Raw genomic sequence first — 23,487 nt, forward strand, 5'->3', positions numbered from 1 at the left:
ATGCTGCAGATTACCCCACAACATCAGTTATTACTTGCAGTTGAGCCGGTTGACTTCAGGAAAGGCATCGATACTCTAAAAGCGCTATGCCGACAAAAGCTGCTTGATGACCCATTCAGTGGTACCGTATTTGTCTTTACCAATCGTAACCGAACCGCAGTAAAGCTGTTGGTCTATGATGCGAATGGATTCTGGCTCTGTTTAAAACGGTTTAGTCGAGGAAAACTGTCCTGGTGGCCCACAGGGGAAACTCCTTCAGTTCAATTGCGTTCCAGTGAGTTAGTGATATTGCTTGCCCAAGGCCATCCTATTAAAGCAAACCTACCAGAAGATTGGCGTTGTGTTGCTTAAGCTGCCATAGATGATTCCAACAAAGCCGTCGTGTTCGCATAGCTCCAGGGAAGCCAGGCTGTAGGCTCTTTAACAATGTGATCTTTATATACTTGCAGTGCAACCAAGTATTCAAAGGGGTTAACATTAGCTAATTCACAGGTATAAATAATACTGGTCAAAACACCACCTACCATTGCGCCGTATTCAGTTTTATAAAACAACCAGTTGTTACGTCCTCGGATAGGAATTTTTAATCCCTGCTCCATATTGTTGTTATGGACAGGCGCACCAGAGACGGATAAAAAGCGAGTAAGCTTGTCCCAGTGCTTGAGCATGTAATTAATCGCTTTGCCTAAGGATTCGTTGGGCTCAATTTGCTTGGTAGAGAGCAAGTCTTCCATATAGGCTTTGGCTTTCAACATAGACAGCTGGCTATGTGTTTGGTGATAAAGCAAACGCTGCTGCTCATTGTGGCCTAATTGCTTGGATTTCTCATCAACCTGAAACGGAGTCGATAAGTACTTCATGAGAGTTTGGCAGTGCTCGGGGTAAAAGGCGAGCAGCTCTTCAAATTTACGAAAACCATGTGATAAACAGTTGCAAACAATGGTGCGGTGGTTTGCTGGAAGGTTATGACTCAGTGCATCACACATCTGAATAACTTGTCCTTTATTCTTATCTCGCTTATTCAGCAAACGCGCCATGTTTTCCCCTGAATGGCGTTTGCTGTTATAAAATAAGGCAATTTTATGGGTACCATTTTGGGCAAGAATGCCTGTGGTATACATGCCTGTTCTCTTTTGCCCTGGATTTTGTCTGTTGTTGCGGATGACATCAACGATGCGAACAACCGTATCATCATTGTGAATCAATGAACCATTAGCGGCTATTTTCTCTAATGTGGGAAATACCAATAACACACAAGAGGCTAGTTCTTCCATCAACTGCCATTGAGTCGATGCTGCAATAGGAAAACCAAGCAGTGATTGGAAATAATCCTGGCGATGAAAGGGCATGGCCATATAATACTTTTGCAGGGCTAACATGGCTTTGAAGCTTGGATGATATTTTTCTTTACAGACCTGTTTGGGGATAGTCGCAGGGAATACTTCATTGCATAACGCACAGCGTAATTTCTCAATCCAATACTTATTTACCGAAGCCAGATTGTGGCCTTTGATATTAACAAGAATACCCGGGGGAATGCGGTAGAGCTTTCGAGTGGTTTTAGCACCCTTGCCAAAAATAAGGCGTTTTAAATTTGATATCGTTACTTTGTGCTCGACCAACGCTTTAGGTATCCATGAGGCAAGGTTAATGCAGCCAATCACAAAAGGTTTTGTTCTCTCAGGTAAGTTTGATGAGTGCACCAATGCAACGATCTGCTCAACTTCTTCCTGTGATTTTTCAATGATGATGGGTAATTCTTTGGCTGGTGTCATTAGTAAGCCTGCTCCTATAAAGGGCAGCAAGGTTAGCCAGTAGTCATAATATAATCAATAGGTTGCGGTTAAAATAATGACTCAATATTTTTTTGCTGCAAGGTCACGAAGCTTCAGGGACAATCTAGCCGCGGGCAACCGTAGATGAATCCGTAAGGAATGCGTTGAATCTGCTAGCACAAAAGCGGAGAGGAGCTAGAGATGGGTGGTATGGTTCATGGCGCTCTCTTTTTCTGAAGAGTGCTTGTTAGGCCTCTAAAGTAGTAATTTCATAGCAACTATAAAAAATCAAGAATCAATTTTAATTTTTATTTAATTTATTCCTTTCATAATCATTACTTATTTTTTAGCAGTTCAAGAGCTCCTAAAGAATGACCGCAGGCTCGATGAGAGGAGCTCCGAAGTTTTTTCTGACCTTTGTTCCTTAGTTCTGAGTCTCTATATAAAGATATTTTAAGCTGAGAAAATGATTATGCCTAAAAAATGTCCGGTAGATCTTGCCCTGTCACCTAATCAGGATCGCCAAATAGATTTTTCTTCTAGTTCACCCTCATCAAACGGTTCTGTGCTGAGTGATGAGTGCTTAAATGAGCTTGGGGCCTAGGAGTGAGACATGAGACTTAATCTTAATAATAAAACGCAAGAGAATATTATTGCATCGTTGGAAGAGCTCTCCCCGGGTACTTCCCAGCTCGATTTGAGCTGGAATGACCTCCGCACCAAATCCGGTGCTGAACTTGTAGCCATCATGCAGGCACTGCCACAAGGCCTGCAGTCGCTCGATTTGAGCTGGAATGACCTCCGCACCAAATCCGGTGCTGAACTTGTAGCCATCATGCAGGCACTGCCACAAGGCCTGCAGTCGCTCGATTTGTGCGGGAATAACCTCGGCACCAAATCCGGCGCAGAACTTGTAGCCATCATGCAGGCCCTGCCACAAGGCCTGCAGTCGCTTGATTTGGGCAAGAACCGCCGTTGCACGAAGCCCTTTCCGAATCATCAACATCTGATAGTCCGGTTTGCATGTTACGGTGAGGCTTGTTCGCAAAAAATATTCCGCGCGTGACGCGCAGGAATTTGTAGTTGTCTATGTAAAACGTGACCTTTCTGCAATCTTGCAGAAAGGTCACATTTAATTTAACTCCTTATTATTTTAACGAAATGGGAATAATTAATGTTACTCAATATCCTGAAATAGCAATACCAGAGGAAGCACCTTATAAATATGTAGCGGAAAATTTTGATATTAAATACTTTAAAATTTATGATTTCTCTGCACGAATTAATTTTGCTCGACAAACAATAAGAAAATTTGCTCCTAACATAGAACAAATGATTAAGGATTGTTTAATGTATTCAATAGGTTCTGAATTTAACTCATTTAATTATAATTTTGAAAAATTACTTAAATGCTTACTATCTGGAGAAAAGGAAATCCCGAATATTTATTCCTTAGAAAATGTTTTAAATGATTTTTATCGTTGCCAAATAACTCAGAAATATAAGAAGCTTGTTGAAAGAGAATGTATAGGGCCTCGAGAAATTGATTATTCACGCCCTAGAACACAGATTTATCAAAATCAAATTCGAGTAAAACGAGAATTACTTAATATCCGAATTAATACGTTTAATTTTTTGGATAGTTGTAAAATCTTATTTTCTAAAATGGGTAATAGTAAGTTGCTGGTAAAAGTAGATGAATTACAAACCGATTATGTTAATACAACAAAACCATCATTATTACCTAAATCTATGCCTCCCTATATAGAAAGGTAATTAGTAGCTATGGAATATTCAAAAAAATGTTTTGGGTGCACTTTGACCTTTCTGCAAGATTGCAGAAAGGTTCGTAAGTAGCCTAATAATCTATAAAAGCGGCTTTTTCATTACCTATCAATGGAGTCTAATCTTTGTGATAAGCAGCTATCAAAAAATGAAAAATCAATTTATATGATGGGGTTTATGTTATTTCGTAGCCATCTAATAAGGGTATACCTTAGTGATAATTATTTAGTTGTTTATAAAGTGAACTTTCTGCAAGCGTGCAGAAACACCACGAAAGTACAGATTACAGATTTTATTTTTGATAGTTTAATATCTTAATTTTTTATGTTACAAATTTTAAATTAAGAAATAACTATATTGATTTTAATGAGCAAATTATGGGATTGGGCAAATCGGGGTTGTATAGCTTGGACGATTGGCACTATTGTCTATCTTATTGTATGTTTGTTTAATTTGGTGCCAACTTATGAAACAAAATTTATTAAAAAAAATAGCGTGATTCCAAAAATTAATTTATTTCCTGGCCAGAAAATTCAATTAACATTTGATTCAGTTGAACATATTGATTCAACGGAAATAACCAAGGTCATATGGCAAATAGCTTACAGTGAAAGAAAAAAATTCACAGCAAATGAATTATATCCTACCATAGTTTTACCTCCATCAGACGCAGGAATTTTTAACCTTTCTCTACAAATATTTCTTCAAAATAATGAAACCATAGAAGGTGTGACTAATTTGAATATAGTTCAACCTACCCCAACAGTTATGAAAATTACGGAAGAAAGCAAGATAATGCTTAATAATAGTGATTACCCGATCATAAATTCGAGTGATGATGAGCTTGAAATATACTCTGCAGAGAACCAATGGATAAAAAAGACTATTAATAAAAATGGCGCTAGTTCATATTTAAAACTCAATCCAGGAGATCAAATTTCTCCAATTAATAATGAAATTATTATTAGATCTGCAAAAAATCCCAACAAATTAGAGTCATATAGTTCTGTACCGTTTAAGAAGTGAATTTAAAATAGAGATAATTATTTAAATAGTAAAGTTAGAGCACCTTAAAATCTCAAAATATTGAGATCAATATAAAGTTGGTCTTGAAATTCTGAGTTCCCTAGAAAAGTATAAGTCAAATAATAAAACCTTAAAATAAAAGGAGATACTATGGATTGGAATACAATTATTACCCCTCCAACTCGCCAAGGTGAGTACTGACGTAATAGTATGGACCCTGCCACTTTAACGAGGCTTCATAAAGAGCCAGAATGAGAGTGTTTAGTTTCATTCAAAAAAGTGGAGGATCCATAATGAATAATATTAAAGTATTAGGAATAGATTTAGCAAAAAATGTTTTCCAGCTTCATGGTACAGACAGTAATGGAAAAGGTGTTTTGCGTAAACGATTGAGTCGTGAAAAACTAGTTGAATTTATGGCAAATTTATCACCCTGTCTTGTTGGCGTTGAAGCCTGTGGAGGAGCTCATTATTGGTCTCGATTATTTGTTGAAATGGGCCATACAGTAAAAATGATGTCACCACAATTTGTAAAACCTTATGTAAAGTCCAATAAAAATGATGCAAAGGATGCTGAGGCAATATCGGAGGCTGTAACACGGCCGACAATGCGTTTTGTACCAATAAAGAATATGACACAACAGGATGTATTATTACTCCACCGAGCTAAAGAGCTTGCGGTCAAACAAAGAACCGCTCAAGCGAATCAAATTCGTGGTTTTTTAGCAGAATATGGAATTATTATTGCTCAAGGTATTCAGCGTCTTGTGCAACTACCTGAAATACTAGATGCTAATGAAGATAAGATAAGCTCATGTTCAAAGAAAATATTTTTACAGTTACACGAACAACTTAAACTTTATGATGAGCAGGCCAAGTACTACGATAAAGAGATACGTGAACAAGCAAAAACTGATCCCCGCTGTGTAGCAATTCAAAGCATAGAAGGCATTGGACCTATAACAGCCTCGGCAATAGTAGCTACAATTGGTGATCCCACTGTTTTTAAAAATGGCAGAGAGGTAGCTGCCTGGCTGGGTTTAGTGCCTCGACAGAATTCCAGTGGCAACAAGATTGTTTTAGGCTCTATCACAAAAAGAGGAGATCGTTATATAAGGACATTGCTGATTCATGGCGCACGCACAGTCATAAAAACATGCGGGAACAAAAAGGATAAAAAAAGCCAGTGGGTAATAGAGAAAAAGCTTCGTATTGGTTTTAACAAAACGGCAGTAGCATTAGCCAATAAAAATGCACGTACAATTTGGGCGATGTTGGCGACAGGCGAGTCTTATCGTAAGCCATTGGCAATTGCATAATGAACTCATAAATAAAATTTATTAATCAAATTATAGTTTCACTTAATATTACTGAATGTAAAAAGTACATTCAGCAATATTAAGCGATGTAAGTAAAACAAGAAGTTACTTTGTTCTGGAGATTGCTAAAGGTAGACAAAATTGATAGCAAAATAGGTAAGACCAGCTCTTTCAAAACCTGTATTAGACCAAGATCGTTTTCAAGATCGTTGACGTGATGAGGAGAAAGAGCGCGAATACTATCAGGGTTAGAGTGATTTATAACACTTATTAAAAACCGAATATATGACTGCATCTCAACCTATTTTTGTTAAAAATTGAAATTTACCTCTTGCGGTGCCTGGCAGGGTCCATATATGGTCTAATAGATCTGTACACCCCAGTTAAGAGATAATGCACTTAGCTGGAGAAAGTAATGACTATAAGAAAGAAGCCGCCGGATGAAGAATGCTTTAAATGCATTAGGTTATCCAGTAGGTCGAAGACGAACTCAAAGTTTAATGAAAGAGGCGCAAGTTTTTGTTCGTTATCGCAAGAAATATAAAGTGACAACAAATAGCAATCATAAACAACCGGTTTATGAAAACGTTTTAAATAGACAGTTTGATGTTAAAGAGGCAAATAAAGCTTACGCATCCGATATTACTTATGTCTGGACTCAGGAAGGCTGGCTTTATTTAGCGGTTGTTATGGATTTATTTTCAAGAAAAATAGTGGGTTGGAGTATGGGTTCCAGAATGAAAGCAACATTAGTCTGTGATGCTCTGAATATGGCTATTTGGCAGCGAAAGCCATCAGTAGGGCTCGTTGTTCATTCCGATAGAGGAACTCAATACGCAAGTTACCTATACCGTAACTTATTAACAAGTAAAGGCTATATTGGCAGTATGAGTAAAAAAGGAGATTGCTGGGATAATAGTGTTATTGAAAGCTTCTTTGGGAGTTTAAAACAAGAACGAGTTCAATGGCGGAATTATCAAACTCGATGGGAAGCTCAACAGGACATTTTGAATTACATCACCATGTTCTATAACAGCCACAGATTGCATTCTTATTTAGGATATTTAAGCCCAAATCAATTTGAAAAGCAGAGTAATTTTTTAATGAAAGTTGCTTAACTGGGGTGTAACAATTTGGTTGACCACGTCATATTTGGCTGGCTGAGAAAATGAAGAGACAGCCCCCGGATTTTTATACTTTTTGCAACTGTATTGAAACTTACTCATGTGAGAAAATAAAGAAAATCCAATGAAGTAAGAGAGCAGTGGTGGATAATATTCAACCAGTACTAGGCCACGAACAAAGTTTTGAAGAAATTCTTAATTTAATTAACTCCTCAAAAGAGTTGGCTTATCAAGCAGTTAATACTGTCCTGATTGATTTATATTGGCGTATTGGTGAGTACATTAGTAAAAAAATAACTTTATCTGAGTGGGGAGATGGTGTTGTTAACCACCTAGCGAATTATATTTCCAAAACACAGCCAGGAATCCGTGGATTCACACGATCAAATCTTTTTCGTATGAAGCAATTTTATGAAACCTATCACGCTGATAAAATTGTTGCACCGTTGGCGCGACAATTGCCATGGACACACAACCTGATTATTCTTGGCCAAAGCAAGAGCAAAGAAGAGCGTGAATTTTATTTGCGCAAATGCATCCAAGAACATTGGACTAAGCGAGAATTAGATCGGCAATTTAAGTCCGCTCTTTATGAGCGAGCAATACTTAATCCCGTGCAAGTTTCAAGTGCCTTAGAGAGTGTTTACCCAGAGGCAAAAAATGCTTTTAAAGATGCCTATATGGTTGAGTTTCTAGGTTTAGAAAGAGGCCATGAAGAAATTGACTTTCATAAAGCATTATTGGCAAAACTTAAAGATTTTCTTATCGAGCTAGGAAGAGATTTTTGTTTTGTTGGCACAGAATATCCACTTCAAGTAGGCGGAAGAGATTTTTTGATAGATCTTTTATTTTTTCATCGTGGTCTAAACTGCCTAGTGGCTGTAGAACTTAAAGTAGGGCGGTTCGAGCCAGAGTATCTTGGAAAGATGTCATTTTACCTAGAGGGCTTGGATCGCACAGTAAAAAAATCTCATGAAAATCCAGCAATCGGTTTATTGTTATGTGCAAGTAAAGACAAAGAGGTAGTGGAGTTTTCATTAAATAGAACTTTGTCGCCTGCTTTGATTGCAGAATATCAAATCCAGCTCCCAGATAAAAAATTATTACAAGACAAGTTGCATGAGCTTTTTTTGGATGATAGGAAAAATGATGACTGTATCTAATATTTAATTTAATTATTAATGCATGATTCAAGAACTTTTATATGAATTCAAATTGTCGCACCACTGGTGCAACTATTGCCCATAGATAAGTGCAAGAACACTAGCTTATGATTTGCTATATCGTAAATGCTATAAGACAATACACTATTAAAACAAGCATAAATGTCGGCAACACCGACAATCTTTAATCCTATGTCGATTAATGGGGTTGAGGCTCAATAACAATTATGATCAAAGGTAGTGTTTTAAATAAGCGGGTTATCTCTTCGAATTTATTGTTTTTAATTCGCATCTCCATCATTAAATCCGGGATTAAAACCAATTCTTGGCGGAAGATCGGTCATAGCATAATGTATAAATTGTTGCCCTAACTCTGTCAGTTCATATAAATCTTGCTCGTCAAAGGCTGATTTTAAGATTGAATCATCACGGTTGCTTTTTCTTGGTGTTAGTTTAATGAAATTACCTTGGTTATCAGTATAGCGATGCTGTCTTATTATTCCTCCAGTACTTAGCTCCCTGAATATTAATTTGTATAAGTCCGCATCTGCTGAATTCTCTCTAACTTTTTCTTTACCAATTTTTGCCCAAATGGCGCCGCGACTTATACCCTTACTATTATATATAGCGCCGACGATTTGAAAATGTAGTACTGAGTATTTATTTATCCAGTCAATAAACAAACGAATAACATCGTCAGATGAGATATTAGTGGATGCGGCATTTGCTAGAATATTTCTAATATATAATCTTTTTTCAATGCTTTCAGCGCCAGACCACTCTCGGAATGTTTTTCTTACTAACGATTGGTATTCAGTACTTTCTACTCTTTTTGCAATTTTGTCATCTTGTAAATCTAATCGTGCAATTATTTCAATTATTGTTTGTTCTTTTTCTCTAATCTCATCTTCGAGCATTCTGATCCATTGCTCAACAAAACGATTTGCTCTTGACTGTTCACTTTCAGACCATGCACTTGCGATAGTAGAAAGAACTCCACCAGCGAATGGTATAGCTCCGCCAGAGACTTGAAGGGCGGCTCTAAGAGTCTTTGAAATTTTGCCACTTTGGGGCATATTCATATTTTGATTGTTTTGAAGCTCTTCAGTCATACCCAGCCCTCTTTTACACTCTCTGAGAAATTAACGATATATGGCTGTTAAGATAATCCAAACTATTGTGGCAAGCAATAATAGCGTAATAGGGGCTTTGGAATTATTAAGTGTTTGAAGCCTAATGAAGCTATACGTAAATGATAGGCAAATCAGATGAGTTTATTTTGCTAGGTTTAAAAACAGGTTAAAGAGAAGAGAGGATTGTATTGGTAGTAAATCCTGTTAAGTTTCTCCAAAAAAACCAAAATGTCTGATTAATACTATAATCAGACTTATCATAATGGCATGATTTAATTGATTATAAATCGGAAAATATTGTGTTAAGTCTGGTTATTTAATAAAATACATGTGTTCTTAATACGGATAGTTCACCCAGGAAATTAGAATGTCATTTGCAAAATTAGATCCAAAACTAATTGGTAAGATTGATGTCCAAATTAATGCGATGATTGATCAAGGGCATACGAACAGTGATATTCTTAATAATCTTCAACAGTTCGCGCCTGTAGTGCTCTCCATGATTGAACGAGTAGAACCCAAACAACTTGAATTATATAATAATGCCTATCCCGGATTTCGCAGTTATCTTGCTTTGGTTCTTCGCAAAAATTGGAATTAGTACCTTTTTGGGGCGCTGTCAGACTTTTATAACCAAAAGTCATGTTTTATTAACTTATAAGGGGCCGTGGTTGAGTAGACTAGCAAGACCACTCTAGCCAGCCCCTTACTTGCTTGATGAGGTCTATGTGTCTGTGAGTCATTATTTACCCCGAACCTGTAAAAAAGGTTATTGCTTATGACGCTTTCAGAGCATGAAAAGGAAATAATTCGCCTCGTGGATGAACAGGTAAAACAGCTCGTTGAGAAAAACGCCTCGGATATATTGATTGTACAAACCTTGGCTGATTTTATTCCTGAGCTTCGATGTCTGCTCAGTTCGACGAGTGAAAAACAGTTAGACTTATATTGCAGAGAGTATCTGCATTTTAACCGCTTTTTACAGTTAATCACTCATTCACATTAGAAGAGGTTTGAAGTCCTCAAATAGATGTGTAAGACGTATGTCTTTCATTTGCAGCTACTAGAAATCAAAGTGAATCCTGTTTGATAATATTTTTATCTCCTGCTAAAGGCTCAAGAGGTACAAGTAGCCATAAAACGACGTATACAATAAAGGCTGCCCCTCCAACCAGAAAAAAAATGATAAAAAATATACGAACCCAAATTGGGTCTATATTAAAATAGTTTCCTAATCCACCACATACACCTGCAATTTTTTTATCATCTCGGGAACGATAAAGTTTTTTATAGGTTCCATTCGTGCTTTTCATGAATTACTTCCCCTTTATTTATAAGCGCCTAAAATATGACATTATAAAATTATTACTAATTGCTTTTAAATCAGCCTTGCTTGCTTTTATATCAAATTTAGCTAAAGTGTAGGCTATAGAATAAAGGAAAATATCTCTTCTAACCTTAACATCCCCTCTTCGTTGCTGAAAAAACGGTTCTGTCGCGAAAAATTTTCAGAATCAGGCTGGAGAAAGGCTGGGCGAATTTATGCAACAAGCCCATAGAATTGTTCAAGAATAGACTGATTTCCCGCCTGCAGATGCTGTCCTTTTCGGAGCATATGATGGAGTTCAATTCCAGCCAGGGTCGCTTCAGCTGAATGGAAAGCCTTGTATCCCTTCATGGGTTTTGTGATTTTCTTGATAAACCGATGATCCTGCTCCACGATATTGTTGAGGTATTTGATTTGCCTCACACCAATCTGAAGGAATACACCACCCATCATGAAAAGGAGAGCCAGCGTACGGTTGATGGTATCAATACCCGCTTTATTGGCACCGCTTTTATCTATGGTTACCTTCTCTGGTACACCGTTTGAACCAATAGCCTTGAAGAAAAATGCACGAGCTGCTGCCTCATCACGTTTTTCTGATAGCATGAAATCAATTGTATTGCCTTCTTTGTCAACTGCACGATACAGGTACATCCATTGACCCTTTATCTTAATATAGGTCTCATCCATCCGTAAGGAAAGGCCTGTTGCACGCTTGTAGCGCTTGCGAAAGGTCTCCTCCAAAAGGGGGGCATACTCAATCACCCAGAGGTTAATGGTTGAATGATCAACCTTCAGTCCTCTCTCTAGAGCTAGTTCCTCAATATCTCGATAGCTCAGAGCGTAGGCAAGGTACCATCTGACCAGCATCAATATCATATCCTGTTTAAAGTGTTTCCATTTGAAGCTGACCATCTGGGCTGATCCTGAAAAATCCGCCAACATTATCAGGTTCAAAAAATTTTCGCGACAGAACCCTTGAATTCTCTCCAGGATTGATGAGTCGTTTGAGCTTGCCATGATCTGCTTCAAGCCGTTTGAATGGAATTCAATCTAATTTTTATTTATGAAACAACGCCGATATTTTCCTGAATCTTTTCTACAACTATTCTTCACTTAACATTAAGTATTTTCCTAAACCTGTTCTAGTAAAATCTTCAAATCTAACCCACTGCTTTTCCTGGGTTATTGTAGATGGTGCATATATCAACTTGAACATTAAAATTTTGAAATTACTCATTATAAATACCTTGCTCTTTTATTGATCTTAAACATTATAAGTCTTATGGTGATTATTATGAAATTTTTTCAATTATATTTACGCCTGGCGCGTATGTGGCCTTCATTTTTTTGACAATATTTATATCGCAATCGGGTCCTATTTTATTAGGTGTTATTCCTAGTTTTCGTCATAGGACCATTTGGCTTCAATACCTGGATAAAACTCAGACAATGTCAATTTATTAGTATGATAATTTTTCATTGTTTTATCGCACAAAAAACAAAATTTTCAGATTGAAATTATATAATGATTTTTGTGAGTATCCAGATCATTGATTTTGTAATATATAAAAAATAAGAAAAGGCGTGCTTATCTAAGATGAAGCTCATCTTTTATCTTCGTTCAAGTAATTTGTGAACTTTCGGCAAATCTGCGTGACTGAAGACAGGTCTGTTGTTTAGCCTATATCCTCGAAGATTTTAAGAGGCGACTTAATGATAAATGGCACAAATAAATTAGACACTGTCAAACAAGCATTTAGAAATTGGCGAGCGACACGAACAAAGCGAGGGCAAATCCCTGATGAGTTATGGGAGCAAGTCAAAGAACTATTAAGTGATTATACCCCTTCAAAAATCGGCACTCATCTAGGCATCAGCCCAATCCAAATCAGGAAAAAATTACTGCCTTTAGATAATGATGAATTACACTTTATTGAATTAGAGAGAAAGCCTTTGACATGTGACTCAGCGTTTTTATCCAATAAAGGCAATCTTTGTACTTTTGAACTTCTTCGTCCCTGTGGCAGTACACTAAAAATCAATGCAGTACCTATGAATATGGTATCAAAGCTCATGCTGGATTTTTTGGGGTAACGATGCTTCAGATAAGTTCTCAACATCGGATATTATTGGTCATTGAACCGGTTGATTTTAGAAAGGGTATCGATGGCTTAAAAGCGTTGTGCAAGCAAAAGCTATTCAATGATCCATTCAGTGGAATTGTATTTGTCTTTACCAATCGTATGCACACGTCGATAAAGCTCTTAGTGTATGATGCCAGTGGATTTTGGTTATGTCAGAAGCGTTTCAGTCGAGGTAAGCTCGCCTGGTGGCCAACCGGAAGTAATCCTTCAGTAAGCCTTCGTGCCTGCGAGTTAATGATTTTATTGGCACAAGGTCACCCAGTCAAAGCGGGATTACCTGAAGACTGGTTAAGTGTTTCTCATGCTGCTCGTGTTGATTCTAGTAAAGCCAAAGTGTTTTCGTAATTCCAGGGAAGCCAGGCTTTAGGTTCTTTAACAATTTGGTTTTTGTAAACCTGGAGTGCAATCAGGTATTCATTAGTTCTTCCATGAATTGCCTTTGGGTAGAGGATGGAATGGGAAAGCCAATGAGCGATTGAAAATATTCTTGTCGATGAAATGGCATAGCCATGTAGTACTTTTGTAAGGCTAGTATGACTTTAAAACTTGGATGATATTTTTCTTTGTGGACATGGGTGGGAATATCGGCACTAAAGAGCTCATTGCATAAAGCGCATCGTAGCTTCTCAACCCAGTATTTATCAATCGATGCCAGATTCTGTCCCTAGATGTTAACGATAATTCCAGGGGCAATGCGATAAAGCCTGCCACCGCAGTCAAATGGGCAAAGTTGGCCTGCGCTTAGCTGTTCCAAAGTAATATGGTGTTCGACTGCATTGTTGTAGGCTGTATGTGGTAGTCTTCCGTGTCCTTTGGGGGCTTTGGGCTCATGGCTCTCATCATTTGATGTGCTGGGTGCGGGCTCTTCTGGAGCGGTGTTATTCTGTTCTTTTTTTAGAGAGTTGTCTTGTTGTTTCGTAGCCTTATCCCCTTTGCCAAAGATAAGACGTTTTAAATTGGATACAGTGATTTTATGCTCGACCAATACCCTGGGAATCCAAGAAGCCAGGTTAATACACCCAATGACAAAAAGTTTTGTTCCCTCAGATAAGTTTGATGAGTGCACCGATGCAATAATTTGCTCAATCTCATCTTGTGATTTTTCAATGACCATTGGTAAGTCTTTTGCTGGTGTCATTTAGTAACCATGCTCCACTTGGGGGCAGCAAGGGTAACTAGCAGTTGTAATAAAATCAATAGGTTAATTGGGGAAAATAATCAATCCACGCTTATTTGCTGTAAAGTCACGGATCCGTCCATTGCTTGTTGCACCCCATCTTTGCCTGGCATCCCTGGTGGATCCACGTCATTAGGTATCTTAATATTAATTGATCTCTTAAAAAGATAAGTTTATTTGTTTACTTTTTCAATCCATAACCAGTCAGAGCAAGATTACGACGCCAAAGGAGCAAAGAGTGAGCTTAGGTTATTACTGATTGGATAGCTTATGCTAAGAGCCCCAATAATACATTCTAAGGATTAGGCTATATTTAAAGAATGTAGAGTAAAAATTGACAATTTTCATGCCTTTTCCTCTAAGAAATAAATTATTGGCGCAATTATCCAAGCTAAAAAAAGGACATGATGCTGGGCTTGATGCCGAGGGTATCAAGGTAATTTTGCATAATCATAATAGGGTTAATCCGAATAAAAATCCAATTACTCTTGTTCAAAATGACAATTTTGCTGAAGTAATAAATGAAACGCTAAAGAATCATGATAAATCTAAGCCTGGACGCTATCAATTTATTGTGAAATCCGGTGCTCATTACACAACAGTTGATCTTGAAATAGATGAGCAGGGGCATGCAAAAGCGTTAGTACTTGATGCGGCAAATGATATGAGATTTATTCCTTTACTAACAAAACTTTCTAGTATTGAGGGCATAGAGCGAGTTTATTATGCTGAAGGTAAAACAAATAGAGACAATATCCAAAAAGACAATATTAGCTGTCCGGTATTTGCTCTTTCACATGCCATGGCCTTACAATCCCTAGATATATATAATCATTTAGAACAAGAGGAAGTTGATAAACACAAGATGCTTGGAGACAAGATTGTTGGAGCCTCTTGGAATCATATGCCCCCAGCAATTAATATAAACTGTCAATCTTCTACTTTATGGAATACTTATAAAAAGGAATACCAAGAAGCCTTTGGTTTGGAAGATAACTACTTCGAGAAATATGATCAATATCGAGATGAAATGCATAGAAAATCAGCTGTTATTGAACCTTCAATCTGTGATCAAGTAGGTAATATTATCCCAGCAGTTTTTCAAAGAATCGTGGTGCCGGCGCTTGGTGATGTTAGACAAATGACAGAGTCAGAGCTTAAGGGTATTATTTATGAAGGCACAGCAATTTCCAAGAAAACAAATGAGTTATTAGACTCTATTTCAAATCTTATCCAAACTACAAATTGGGAAAAATTAACTCGAGCAGGCGATAAGCCAAAAAATGTAATTGCAATTGAGCAAATTCTTGGTAATTCTGGTATGAATGTCTATGATAGGCTTGAAAAAATACAAGAAGTATGTAAATCGGCCCATGCTTCTGACTTTGAGTTTTTATTTTCTTCTGCCTTTAGAGGAAGAGATGCTTTTACTAATGAGCTATATGGTATATTAGGTGATGTAAAAGTTACTGATGCAAAGTCTCTTGATACTGCTCTTCTCACCTTGAACCAATTATCCTTAGATCAACCTAAAGCTGCGAGGCTGCAATGAAATATTTTGGACCGGCATCTGGAAATGAAAAATACTCTTACAATGAGCCAACTTATCTGAGAAGCTTCGGAGTTGCCTCATATATGATAAATGAGACTGATTTTAATAAATTAGAAAGAAGTGTAAGAGATGCATTGGAGAGAGGGGATGACAGGTCTTCACTTTTATACGCAGGCAAAGCAGCTATCGAGTATGGCGTTGCAGGACTTCTGCTTTACATCGATACCTATATTACTATTTTGTCCAAACCTTCAGCCAAAGATGAAATGATTGAGCAGGAGGTTATAAAATTGCTTGCTTATATTGGTTTCGCCAAGCAAATGTTAGAAATAAAAGACGCTAAAGCCCTAAAGTCAATGCAAATAATCTATTCTGATGATTATGATTCCGATTCCTACTGGAAAAAAAGAGAAGTAAAACTTTTATCTCTAATTGATGATACTGAACTAGTTCTGAGTGAATCTAAAGATATGGCAGATGCGTTAGTTAAGGAATGTTTAAAAGATAATCAGTCACAAAATAAACACCCTACTTATAAATAATTAGCAATTAATAGGTAACATCCCTGAAGTTTTTTTAAACACCATTTAACTCTTTTTGAGCACAAATTTTAAACATCCCCTCGATCTGCCCCCTCTCCCGCGCAAGGAATTAGAGTAGTATTATGATATTTCTCGCGGGATGAGGGTTGGGGAGAGGGAAGTGGGCAAATCTGTGCTAAGACAACGCGCTCGCGATTTACGGAAAAACAGTACAGATGCTGAAAGACATCTTTGGTATCATCTTCGAGCTAATCGACTTGGATTTATATTCAAGAGACAAGTACCAATAGGCACATACATCGTTGATTTTGTTTGTCTTGAAAAACGACTGATTATCGAGCTTGATGGCGGTCAACATAGAGATAATCAAATTGACGATATGAAGCGCACAGATTGGTTAATGGCACATGGTTTTAAGGTCCTGCGCTTTTGGAATCACGATGTTTTTCAGCAAATGCCTTCTATCCTCGAAATTATCATGTCCGCGCTACTTTAGAGCTAATAATATATTGACGAGTTGTCCGAATGAATCGACTTTAGCATGAATTTTAGTGCTAAGCCCACCAACACTAGAGCCAATAGCCTCTGCGGCTTTGTCATAGCTGCTTCTCAGCGCATCTTGATGCACTTTTACAACAGAACCATCAAGCATGTGCCATTCGTGATCGCCATCTTTTTTTTAATTCCCCCAATATTGCGGTGATATAACCTTTTTTCGACCAATAGTTATAACGATTATAAACATTTTTCCTGTGACCATAGTCTAGTGGCAAATCTCGCCATGCAGCACCAGTACGAAGCATCCAACATATTGCCTCCATAAATAGACGATAATCTTTACCATGACGTCCTTTTGGCTTTGGAAGTAATTTTTCCAAACGAGACCGCATCTCGTCATCAATGACCATCCGTGACATTCCGTCTCCCCAACCCTCATCCCGCGAAAAATATCATAATACTACTCTAATTCCTTGCGCGGGAGAGGGGGGAGATCGAGGTGATGTTTAAAATTTGTGCTCAAAAAAGAGTTAAATGGTGTTTAAAAAAACTTCAGGGACGTTACCTAATTAAACTTGTGAATTTTCAGCAAAGCATCAACAAATGCGTTTTCATGTAGCCTATCCAGTTGCAATGCAAACAAGTGAAGTTGAGAGTTCGCCTTATGGTGTCGGATTATAGAGAAATCAAATGATTTTAATAGTGTGTGTTGACAACTGGCTCCCACCGCCTACGTGCCTCAGCTTGTCCGAGGCATCCAGTGGATGTTCAAATTAAAACCTTTAGTCTAATAAACTATAATGTACACTGATCTTTCTGCAATCTTTCAGAAAGATCAGCGTTCAAGTAATTTAGCTCAGGCTCTAGGGTGTCTGATTCACAACTGTGTCCAAGTTAACTATCTTATTTAAATCAATAACATCTTAACTTAGAATAATTAACCACATATGGTTACTAATTTTATGCTTAACTTCAAGTGGCTATATAAAGATATGGGCATAGTAAATAAACCCCCCGTTTTAATTACCTATTGGAAATTTAATAATTAAGTGGCTGGCGAAGGGAAGGAGTTATCAACCCAGAAATTCTTTTGAACATATGATGTTCTTTGCTGTGTTTCTTTTGCCATGAATCCTACTTCCTCAATACTTGTCTGGCACAGCCATGTTGTCATCTGGGCTGGTGCCTTACTTTGAAAAGCTTTAGGAGTAAATAGAGCTATATTCTTTCCTTTATCTTTATCTCTTGCAGAAATAAATTGAAATATTTCTACACCAGATTCGCGCATATTTGTACCTAGTTGTTGTGTTTCAATATAAGATGAGGGTGAGGTTAAAACTAACTCGTATCTTGAAAATGGAGCTTGATCTAAAAAAATCCCCTTGTCGCTTCTCACTTTTACCGAAAAAGATGTGTATTGATTTGATATTGGATGTGCATAGGGTGTTTCTGGGCCAAGCATATAAACAAACCTATAGTAAGCAGTTTCAGATAAAGCTGTGCTTATATTTAGTGACCCATAGAACATTCCTTGTTCAAATGTTGTTCCAAATCTAGAGCCATATTTTAGAGGTGGATAGCGAAATGGGGTGGTGAGTAAATAATGTAACGAGCTTGTATCAGTAGGTAATGGGGTTTTGGTTGACTCTATTAACTCTTCTAATACACCTTGCTCATATACATCGTTTACTAATCCCAACGTTGCAATTTGTTCTTGGGATTCAACTAATCGATAAATTTTTGCCATCAAAGGCTTTATATGATTTTTTCCTTCTGATTTTAACCAAATATCAACCATTAAATCTTTCCTCTAATAGCATCTAAGTAGTTAACAACTCGAGATAAACCCAAAACTGTTTTCATCGCTTCCAGAGGGACTCCTTGAATATGTCGATTATTTGTTCTTAGCCAATGTTTCATTGCATCTATATTGCCGCCATTTAATGCAAACAGAGAGCGATAGGCCCTTATCAACAACAAAGAACATTCTCCTTCTTTGCTTTTATAATCAATTTTCTTGTTACTCAATGAACGTGATAGGGTATTGCGATGCATCCCGATAATTTCACTTATATCATTATTTGAAATATCTAGTATGTTTTTTAAATTATCTAAAGCTGTAGCTAGAACTTGGCTTTCGCTAGGTTTGGATTCAATGTTCATAAAAATCTCCCAAAGCACCATATGTTACATAATAGCATAAAATGAACAAATTAGTGCAAAGAATTGTAAAAGAAATGACAGAAGGTAAGCTGATTCCACTGAGTATCGCTCAAGATCTGGAATTGGCTTAAGAATATTGGGGCCATGTGGAGGAGGTGAGGAGAAGGGTATTAAAGGGGCCGATTCAGAAACCGACTTAGCGTGCTTTAATTTCCGTTTTCTGAATCGACCCCAAAATCAACGTTAAATTTGTATAAACCGTCGTATACGGAAGCGTACGTACGGTGGTGTGGAAGCCGGGCTTGGGAGGCTGAGCCTAGCTATCCGATCCAAGATTCCAATTAGTAATGGGATTTATTCTACGTTTTCGACAGGTTAGTGACCGGAATTAATAAACTAGGTAAGAGGCAGCAATTCTATTGATAATATGCATTCTTGCGGAAAGATAGCATTCATTCCAAAGAAGAATGCCCCATTCTAACTATTCATGCATTGTTAAGAACCACTTAATTTTGTGTCGTTATCCTAACTCAACCATTTAAAACCCATGGAGATAAATTGTGATAACAGAAGAACAACTAGATAATTTATATAACAATTTAATTGCTTTTGCAAATTCTAAATCTAATTCTAAATTACGTATTGGCATAGAATACATGGATTCTAATATATTGATTCACCTAGCTCATTTTAATATCTCTCATGTGAGCCTGTCGCTATTTAATCATGTAAATCCTGACATTAGTACACTTCAACGCTTACAAATTAGACCTAATGGTTTATCTTTTAATGCGATATCTTTTAGAGTTGAGGACGGAGGCCCAGGGGTAGCAACTATAAAATTTGAAGAAGATAAATTTGTTCTTCAAATTTACGAAGAGAGTAAAAAATATGAGTCGGATATTTCTTTTCTGTGTGATGAATTTAATCAAGCAATTGGTTACTTAAGCCCTAACCCACATTAAAAATGACATCCTGTACGCCGAAGGACTCAGAAGGTGACACAGTACAAATCATGACGTTTCTGCAGGCTTGTAGAAGAGGTTTGTCGCACTTCATGCGAGATTCTCCAAAAGTTACACTAAGTCTGATTGCTTTGATAATCAGACCTGAAATAACATATTGATTTTATAGATTATTTTTTAAAATAAGCTCACTCTAAGAAAGTTTTGGCATCATCAATTAAACTTTTGGTCTAGACTGTATTTTATTTAGGAAGACCGCGATGTTAGAAAGGAAGCCGAAAAGATACCGTTACTCATTGGAGCTAATCAGCATCGCAGTATGGAGTTATCATCGATTCAATGACAGTTACCGGGATGTATCGGAGCGCTTGCTGTATCGAGGTATTAACGTCAGTTATGAGACGATACGCCAATGGTGCATTAAATTTGGTGCTCATTTTAAGTGCGTCATTAAGAAGCGAGCGCCCAAACCATCGGATAAATGGCATCTAGATGAGCAGCAACTAAGCATTCGAGGTGAGTCTTATTATCTATGGCGTGCCGTGGATGATGAGGGTTATAAACTGGATGTATTTCTGCAAAAGCGGCGCAGCCATCCGCTTTCTGTCTCGTTTATTAAATGCCTATCCAAAGCCTCGGGTGATTGTAACGGACAAGCTCAGGAGCTACATGAAACCAGTTCGCCAGATGTGCAAAGGGGTCGAACATCGCTCGCAAAAGAGGCTCAATAATCGGATAGAAAATGCCCATCAGCCCACGCGTAGAAAAGAAAAATGCCTCATTCGTTTTAAATCACCTGCAGGGGCGCAGAGCGTCATCGCACTCATGGGGAGCACCAGGAATCTCTTTGCTGTCGTCGTGGGTCGATACACCAAACCAGCCCACCAGCGAAGATTCCAATTTCAATCGGCCAAAGACATTTGGAAGGCTGCTGCCATTGAGCTGCTTTGCGCCTAAAATTCGATAAATCTACTATTTTGAAGATTCAAAAGTTAACTTGACGGGGCCATCTGTTAGCCTTATGCAAATTACTGCGAAATAATTTCTAGGTACAACTTCACTCAATCCCTACGATTTGCATAACATTATCAAGCTATCTGGTACGATAATCATTTAATCTAATTGCCAAAACTTGCCAGTAACCAATGGGACTCAGATGGCTCAGACTCAATTGATTCAATTGCAAGAAAATTACCTCAAACAATAGCTATTCTTACTCTAGAGAAACAACCACCAAATTTTTTGAGGGCTATTAGCTCCATTTGTTCTGTATAGGACAATTTCATAGTTTGACCAAATTTCAGGACGGGATTAAAATCGCCTACTTTGTTCTTAATTGAGACACCTCATGCCTTATAAAAATTTTTCCGATTTCAAAAATATTGAATTAAAGTTTGGAAATATAGATGAAGGTTTAAATTATGGCTATACCGCAACGGCTAATTTTTCTTCTATAGAAAACTCATTATTTGACGATGAATTTTTCTTATTATTTCGACGCAGCGAATATGCAGCACAAGTTGAATTAGCCTGCGCTAAAATCTTTAAGCAATTAATGGGCTATGGTTTAGAAATGGAGCTCGTACAAGAAGGAGAACAATTTTTTATAGCAAGTCGTAAGATAAGAAATTTTACAGAAGGTTGTGAGGATGTAAAAGATCAAAGCCCTTCTACTATTCAAGGACTAATATCAGTATTTATCATTTGGTATTTTATTGGACAAACAGATACACATTCTGGCAATTTTGGCTTAGCAAATAGCGCCGGTATAAGATTGGCTTTCGGTCTAGATATGGCTGAAGCGCTTGATTTTGAGATGTTAAGCCAGCCATTAACCCTCCTTGCTTTAAAGCAAATTCCATATATTGTGGAAGAGCATTATCACGGTGTGTGTGAAGATACATTGCCACCTAGCTTTGTAACCTCTGAGCCCTTCCAACAAGAAAAATTAGCAATTACTAAAAAAATTGCAGAAACACCCTTTGAAATTTTTGAGACTATCATTAGAGAAACTATCACTTCAAATTTTTCAATTCATCAACGAATTATGTTAGAAAAAACGCTCCAATCAATAGACGATGCTTCTATAAAAGAGGAATTACTAGCTAACTTTGAGCAAGAAAATTTCAAAGATTACTCTATTGATGCACTAATCCAAGTTCTCAAAACTCGACATAAAAATTGGAAGTTATTATTTCAGGAAAATCCAGAAGAAAATTTCTCTCAAGACTATTCTTTATCTGCGCATTCAATATTTTTTGAGGCATTAGATCAATTCCATGGAGGAGCTTCTGATAGCAGTGAGAATGGTGCTGAAGAGCATCTAAATAGTTTAACCGAATATTCTAATCATCTCTTTTGGGCTAGTGAGCCTAAGGAGGTTGGACCCAATAGTGCTTCTCTTCAATACAGTTCTAACCCAGGATACAATTCTTTATAAGTTTAGAAATTGGCGATCTTAAGCTCCCCTGATATTTGGGCACCTTTAAGTTACGGATACCTGGGATTTTCAAGCAGAGCCTTTTTATTTAAAAAATGATCATGAAACGCATAGATGAAATAAAAAATTACTGGTATGAGCATTCAAGAATTTTTCTTAAGAAGAATTTACGCCCCTAAGTCCTCCGTTCTTTTGCGCTAAAATGACTTGATTGCCAGACTGATCACTTTTATCAGAGAGAATACTGAACCCCTCCTTTAATACCAATTGACTATTTTCCTCAGCAGGTTGGCCACTATGATAAAACTGCTCATCGAAAATAGCTGATTCAATGGTATATTTATCAATCTACTTAAACTCACCTTCTGGTCCATGATTGGTATCAGCAAAGGTAATTAATAGCAGACCTTTTGGTGCGATTGCAGAACGTGAAGCACTGCATGAGAAAATTGCTGATAATGTTATGAAGAATATTGATGTCACAATAACTTTCAGCATATTAAAAAATATAATTATTGAAGATCTTAGAGGACCATATTATTGTCATTTTTCTTTAATCAGGTCACAAAAATACAATGAAAATGATTTAGATAATGACGAATTAATTTAGGGTTTCATCTAATCAGGGGTATGTGTTATAACTAGTAACGCTATTAAATGGACCTGCCTCCTTTGATTCCATTTCCCTACAGGAGTAAAGGATTTTAAATAGATTTAGGAGATTTATATGTATTTAAAAAAAGTTTTATATGCTCTTAGTTTCTCTACTCTTATATCCAGTGGTACATATGCAGCATCAACTTCTATCGCAGTAATGAATCACTGGATATTGCATGATGATGCACAGATCACAATACAAGCCCCTTCAGGATGGGAAATCAGCGGCCCAAATCCTATTGCCTATAACCAGCAATTATTCATTTCAAGTTCAGATTACCCAAGCAGTTCTGTATTTAAATTGACAGTTAAGGATCCTGGTTCCTCTGCTGATGGTGATCAATGCCTTATGCACATTGATTATTTATCTACAGGAATGAATGTTTATACAACTGACTGTACAGGTGATACGATTAATGCTGCTTATAATAATGATTTTTCTGCCATTATGCTCAGTGCAATGGGATAAATAATTTATATTATGGGTGACGACCCCATCAGTGTCAGAATTTGGGGTCAAATGATTTATAATGAATTAAAAAATATAAAAATGAGCTAGAGCAGAGTTTCAAAAATTACAAGATGAAATTTTGAGAACTGATTTCTGCATGAGAATATAATAGGGTAAACTACATATCTAGGGCTCTTTAATCCAATAGTTATAAGTTATCACTGTTTAGTTAATAAATAAGGA

At 37.2% G+C, this 23,487-nt stretch carries 27 protein-coding genes and 2 pseudogenes; 20 read left to right on the plus strand and 9 right to left on the minus strand.

Going from position 1 to position 23,487, the window contains the following annotated elements; translation table 11 throughout:
* Entirely contained in the window at positions 1–351 is a 351-nt protein-coding gene (tnpB, locus tag BN1094_RS05280) for an IS66 family insertion sequence element accessory protein TnpB (RefSeq protein ID WP_043873261.1), read from the plus strand.
* Here tnpB (BN1094_RS05280) and BN1094_RS18755 read toward each other — a convergent pair.
* The gene (locus tag BN1094_RS18755) at positions 348–1,775 is read right to left on the minus strand and encodes an IS66 family transposase (protein WP_052403143.1); all 1,428 of its coding nucleotides are present in this window, start codon (positions 1,773–1,775) and stop codon (positions 348–350) included. The genes tnpB (BN1094_RS05280) and BN1094_RS18755 overlap by 4 nt on opposite strands.
* 472 nt (positions 1,776–2,247) lie before the next feature.
* Here BN1094_RS18755 and BN1094_RS20195 point away from each other — a divergent pair, with 472 nt between their 5' ends.
* The 7 genes and pseudogenes from BN1094_RS20195 (at position 2,248) to BN1094_RS05315 (ending at position 8,192) form a co-directional block, all read left to right on the plus strand.
* Entirely contained in the window at positions 2,248–2,379 is a 132-nt protein-coding gene (locus BN1094_RS20195) for a hypothetical protein (RefSeq protein WP_281175044.1), read from the plus strand.
* 9 nt (positions 2,380–2,388) lie between these two features.
* Positions 2,389–2,841 (plus strand): hypothetical protein, encoded by a 453-nt coding sequence (locus tag BN1094_RS05290; RefSeq protein WP_052403144.1) that lies wholly within the window; start codon positions 2,389–2,391, stop codon positions 2,839–2,841.
* A gap of 95 nt (positions 2,842–2,936) precedes the next feature.
* Entirely contained in the window at positions 2,937–3,551 is a 615-nt protein-coding gene (locus BN1094_RS05295) for a hypothetical protein (protein ID WP_141650424.1), read from the plus strand.
* 375 nt (positions 3,552–3,926) lie between these two features.
* Positions 3,927–4,586 carry a hypothetical protein gene (locus BN1094_RS05300; RefSeq protein ID WP_043873263.1) on the plus strand — a complete coding sequence of 220 codons (660 nt, stop codon included), beginning with the start codon at positions 3,927–3,929 and terminating at the stop codon, positions 4,584–4,586.
* 293 nt (positions 4,587–4,879) lie between these two features.
* Entirely contained in the window at positions 4,880–5,905 is a 1,026-nt protein-coding gene (locus BN1094_RS05305) for an IS110 family RNA-guided transposase (RefSeq protein WP_043872911.1), read from the plus strand.
* A gap of 431 nt (positions 5,906–6,336) precedes the next feature.
* A pseudogene (locus BN1094_RS05310) lies at positions 6,337–7,023 on the plus strand (IS3 family transposase); the annotation flags it as partial.
* 149 nt (positions 7,024–7,172) lie between these two features.
* Positions 7,173–8,192, plus strand: a complete 1,020-nt coding sequence (locus BN1094_RS05315) for a PDDEXK nuclease domain-containing protein (RefSeq protein ID WP_245614185.1) — start codon at positions 7,173–7,175, stop codon at positions 8,190–8,192.
* A 281-nt stretch (positions 8,193–8,473) separates the two neighbouring features.
* Here BN1094_RS05315 and BN1094_RS05320 read toward each other — a convergent pair whose 3' ends face one another.
* Positions 8,474–9,304 (minus strand): hypothetical protein, encoded by an 831-nt coding sequence (locus BN1094_RS05320; RefSeq protein WP_052403145.1) that lies wholly within the window; start codon positions 9,302–9,304, stop codon positions 8,474–8,476.
* A 388-nt stretch (positions 9,305–9,692) separates the two neighbouring features.
* On the opposite strand from BN1094_RS05320, the gene BN1094_RS05325 reads away from it, so the two are divergent.
* Both BN1094_RS05325 and BN1094_RS05330 read left to right on the plus strand, forming a co-directional pair.
* On the plus strand, positions 9,693–9,926 hold the full coding sequence (locus tag BN1094_RS05325; RefSeq protein WP_043873264.1) for a hypothetical protein: 234 nt from the start codon (positions 9,693–9,695) through the stop codon (positions 9,924–9,926).
* Positions 9,927–10,103: 177 nt separating this feature from the next.
* Positions 10,104–10,331, plus strand: a complete 228-nt coding sequence (locus BN1094_RS05330) for a hypothetical protein (RefSeq protein WP_245614187.1) — start codon at positions 10,104–10,106, stop codon at positions 10,329–10,331.
* 64 nt (positions 10,332–10,395) lie between these two features.
* On the opposite strand, the gene BN1094_RS05335 is transcribed toward BN1094_RS05330, so the two are convergent.
* Entirely contained in the window at positions 10,396–10,638 is a 243-nt protein-coding gene (locus BN1094_RS05335; protein WP_043873266.1) for a PspC domain-containing protein, read from the minus strand.
* Positions 10,639–10,865: 227 nt separating this feature from the next.
* On the minus strand, positions 10,866–11,567 hold the full coding sequence (locus BN1094_RS05340; RefSeq protein WP_043873763.1) for an IS6 family transposase: 702 nt from the start codon (positions 11,565–11,567) through the stop codon (positions 10,866–10,868).
* 801 nt (positions 11,568–12,368) lie between these two features.
* Between BN1094_RS05340 and BN1094_RS20075 the strand changes: the two genes are divergently transcribed.
* Complete coding sequence (locus BN1094_RS20075; RefSeq protein WP_245614188.1) at positions 12,369–12,749, plus strand: hypothetical protein; 381 nt, start codon at positions 12,369–12,371, stop codon at positions 12,747–12,749.
* Positions 12,750–12,751: 2 nt separating this feature from the next.
* Positions 12,752–13,144: an IS66 family insertion sequence element accessory protein TnpB gene (tnpB, locus tag BN1094_RS05350; protein ID WP_043873267.1), complete on the plus strand. Its 393-nt coding sequence runs from the start codon at positions 12,752–12,754 to the stop codon at positions 13,142–13,144.
* A 319-nt stretch (positions 13,145–13,463) separates the two neighbouring features.
* Here the strand turns inward: tnpB (BN1094_RS05350) and BN1094_RS20080 are convergent, their stop codons facing one another.
* Positions 13,464–13,937 (minus strand): hypothetical protein, encoded by a 474-nt coding sequence (locus BN1094_RS20080; protein ID WP_245614190.1) that lies wholly within the window; start codon positions 13,935–13,937, stop codon positions 13,464–13,466.
* 373 nt (positions 13,938–14,310) lie between these two features.
* On the opposite strand from BN1094_RS20080, the gene BN1094_RS05360 reads away from it, so the two are divergent.
* The 3 genes from BN1094_RS05360 (at position 14,311) to BN1094_RS05370 (ending at position 16,566) form a co-directional block, all read left to right on the plus strand.
* Positions 14,311–15,528 carry a YopJ family acetyltransferase gene (locus tag BN1094_RS05360; protein ID WP_141650425.1) on the plus strand — a complete coding sequence of 406 codons (1,218 nt, stop codon included), beginning with the start codon at positions 14,311–14,313 and terminating at the stop codon, positions 15,526–15,528.
* Complete coding sequence (locus tag BN1094_RS05365) at positions 15,525–16,070, plus strand: hypothetical protein (RefSeq protein WP_043873269.1); 546 nt, start codon at positions 15,525–15,527, stop codon at positions 16,068–16,070. Before BN1094_RS05360 ends, BN1094_RS05365 begins: the two co-directional genes overlap by 4 nt.
* A 139-nt stretch (positions 16,071–16,209) precedes the next feature.
* Positions 16,210–16,566, plus strand: coding sequence for an endonuclease domain-containing protein (locus BN1094_RS05370; protein ID WP_043873270.1), 357 nt, complete (start codon positions 16,210–16,212; stop codon positions 16,564–16,566).
* Here BN1094_RS05370 and BN1094_RS19785 read toward each other — a convergent pair.
* The 4 genes from BN1094_RS19785 to BN1094_RS05390 all read right to left on the minus strand — a co-directional run bounded on the left by BN1094_RS19785 (position 16,558) and on the right by BN1094_RS05390 (position 18,731).
* Positions 16,558–16,722, minus strand: a complete 165-nt coding sequence (locus BN1094_RS19785; RefSeq protein ID WP_176695261.1) for a hypothetical protein — start codon at positions 16,720–16,722, stop codon at positions 16,558–16,560. The genes BN1094_RS05370 and BN1094_RS19785 overlap by 9 nt on opposite strands.
* Positions 16,715–16,987 (minus strand): transposase, encoded by a 273-nt coding sequence (locus BN1094_RS05380; protein WP_052403146.1) that lies wholly within the window; start codon positions 16,985–16,987, stop codon positions 16,715–16,717. Before BN1094_RS05380 ends, BN1094_RS19785 begins: the two co-directional genes overlap by 8 nt.
* A 626-nt stretch (positions 16,988–17,613) precedes the next feature.
* Entirely contained in the window at positions 17,614–18,366 is a 753-nt protein-coding gene (locus BN1094_RS05385) for an RES family NAD+ phosphorylase (RefSeq protein WP_043873272.1), read from the minus strand.
* The gene (locus tag BN1094_RS05390) at positions 18,366–18,731 is read right to left on the minus strand and encodes an MbcA/ParS/Xre antitoxin family protein (protein ID WP_043873273.1); all 366 of its coding nucleotides are present in this window, start codon (positions 18,729–18,731) and stop codon (positions 18,366–18,368) included. Before BN1094_RS05390 ends, BN1094_RS05385 begins: the two co-directional genes overlap by 1 nt.
* A gap of 560 nt (positions 18,732–19,291) precedes the next feature.
* On the opposite strand from BN1094_RS05390, the gene BN1094_RS05395 reads away from it, so the two are divergent.
* The 5 genes and pseudogenes from BN1094_RS05395 to BN1094_RS05415 all read left to right on the plus strand — a co-directional run bounded on the left by BN1094_RS05395 (position 19,292) and on the right by BN1094_RS05415 (position 23,262).
* Positions 19,292–19,696, plus strand: a complete 405-nt coding sequence (locus BN1094_RS05395; protein WP_043873274.1) for a hypothetical protein — start codon at positions 19,292–19,294, stop codon at positions 19,694–19,696.
* A 260-nt stretch (positions 19,697–19,956) separates the two neighbouring features.
* Positions 19,957–20,653, plus strand: a pseudogene (locus BN1094_RS05400) (IS6 family transposase).
* Between the two features lie 391 nt (positions 20,654–21,044).
* On the plus strand, positions 21,045–22,136 hold the full coding sequence (locus BN1094_RS05405; RefSeq protein ID WP_043873275.1) for a hypothetical protein: 1,092 nt from the start codon (positions 21,045–21,047) through the stop codon (positions 22,134–22,136).
* A 376-nt stretch (positions 22,137–22,512) separates the two neighbouring features.
* Entirely contained in the window at positions 22,513–22,746 is a 234-nt protein-coding gene (locus tag BN1094_RS05410; protein WP_043873276.1) for a hypothetical protein, read from the plus strand.
* A gap of 117 nt (positions 22,747–22,863) precedes the next feature.
* Entirely contained in the window at positions 22,864–23,262 is a 399-nt protein-coding gene (locus BN1094_RS05415) for a hypothetical protein (RefSeq protein ID WP_043873277.1), read from the plus strand.
* The last annotated feature ends 225 nt before the right edge of the window (positions 23,263–23,487 follow it).

It is taken from the genome of Legionella massiliensis (genome assembly GCF_000756815.1).
Classification (GTDB): Bacteria; Pseudomonadota; Gammaproteobacteria; order Legionellales; family Legionellaceae; genus Tatlockia; species Tatlockia massiliensis.

What these genes read in the sequence shown, in the direction of transcription:
- BN1094_RS05320 (WP_052403145.1), bottom strand. Translation starts at nt 9,304, where the DNA reads ATGACTGAAGAGCTTCAAAACAATCAAAATATGAATATGCCCCAAAGT.
- BN1094_RS05380 (WP_052403146.1), bottom strand. Translation starts at nt 16,987, where the DNA reads ATGTCACGGATGGTCATTGATGACGAGATGCGGTCTCGTTTGGAAAAA.
- BN1094_RS05370 (WP_043873270.1), top strand. Translation starts at nt 16,210, where the DNA reads ATGAGGGTTGGGGAGAGGGAAGTGGGCAAATCTGTGCTAAGACAACGC.
- BN1094_RS05390 (WP_043873273.1), bottom strand. Translation starts at nt 18,731, where the DNA reads ATGAACATTGAATCCAAACCTAGCGAAAGCCAAGTTCTAGCTACAGCT.
- BN1094_RS05340 (WP_043873763.1), bottom strand. Translation starts at nt 11,567, where the DNA reads ATGGTCAGCTTCAAATGGAAACACTTTAAACAGGATATGATATTGATG.
- BN1094_RS05365 (WP_043873269.1), top strand. Translation starts at nt 15,525, where the DNA reads ATGAAATATTTTGGACCGGCATCTGGAAATGAAAAATACTCTTACAAT.
- BN1094_RS05325 (WP_043873264.1), top strand. Translation starts at nt 9,693, where the DNA reads ATGTCATTTGCAAAATTAGATCCAAAACTAATTGGTAAGATTGATGTC.
- BN1094_RS05295 (WP_141650424.1), top strand. Translation starts at nt 2,937, where the DNA reads ATGGGAATAATTAATGTTACTCAATATCCTGAAATAGCAATACCAGAG.
- BN1094_RS20080 (WP_245614190.1), bottom strand. Translation starts at nt 13,937, where the DNA reads ATGACACCAGCAAAAGACTTACCAATGGTCATTGAAAAATCACAAGAT.
- BN1094_RS20075 (WP_245614188.1), top strand. Translation starts at nt 12,369, where the DNA reads ATGATAAATGGCACAAATAAATTAGACACTGTCAAACAAGCATTTAGA.
- BN1094_RS05305 (WP_043872911.1), top strand. Translation starts at nt 4,880, where the DNA reads ATGAATAATATTAAAGTATTAGGAATAGATTTAGCAAAAAATGTTTTC.
- BN1094_RS18755 (WP_052403143.1), bottom strand. Translation starts at nt 1,775, where the DNA reads ATGACACCAGCCAAAGAATTACCCATCATCATTGAAAAATCACAGGAA.
- BN1094_RS05405 (WP_043873275.1), top strand. Translation starts at nt 21,045, where the DNA reads ATGCCTTATAAAAATTTTTCCGATTTCAAAAATATTGAATTAAAGTTT.
- tnpB (WP_043873267.1), top strand. Translation starts at nt 12,752, where the DNA reads ATGCTTCAGATAAGTTCTCAACATCGGATATTATTGGTCATTGAACCG.
- BN1094_RS05330 (WP_245614187.1), top strand. Translation starts at nt 10,104, where the DNA reads ATGACGCTTTCAGAGCATGAAAAGGAAATAATTCGCCTCGTGGATGAA.
- BN1094_RS05415 (WP_043873277.1), top strand. Translation starts at nt 22,864, where the DNA reads ATGTATTTAAAAAAAGTTTTATATGCTCTTAGTTTCTCTACTCTTATA.
- BN1094_RS05385 (WP_043873272.1), bottom strand. Translation starts at nt 18,366, where the DNA reads ATGGTTGATATTTGGTTAAAATCAGAAGGAAAAAATCATATAAAGCCT.
- tnpB (WP_043873261.1), top strand. Translation starts at nt 1, where the DNA reads ATGCTGCAGATTACCCCACAACATCAGTTATTACTTGCAGTTGAGCCG.
- BN1094_RS19785 (WP_176695261.1), bottom strand. Translation starts at nt 16,722, where the DNA reads ATGCTTGATGGTTCTGTTGTAAAAGTGCATCAAGATGCGCTGAGAAGC.
- BN1094_RS05300 (WP_043873263.1), top strand. Translation starts at nt 3,927, where the DNA reads ATGAGCAAATTATGGGATTGGGCAAATCGGGGTTGTATAGCTTGGACG.
- BN1094_RS05335 (WP_043873266.1), bottom strand. Translation starts at nt 10,638, where the DNA reads ATGAAAAGCACGAATGGAACCTATAAAAAACTTTATCGTTCCCGAGAT.
- BN1094_RS20195 (WP_281175044.1), top strand. Translation starts at nt 2,248, where the DNA reads ATGCCTAAAAAATGTCCGGTAGATCTTGCCCTGTCACCTAATCAGGAT.
- BN1094_RS05290 (WP_052403144.1), top strand. Translation starts at nt 2,389, where the DNA reads ATGAGACTTAATCTTAATAATAAAACGCAAGAGAATATTATTGCATCG.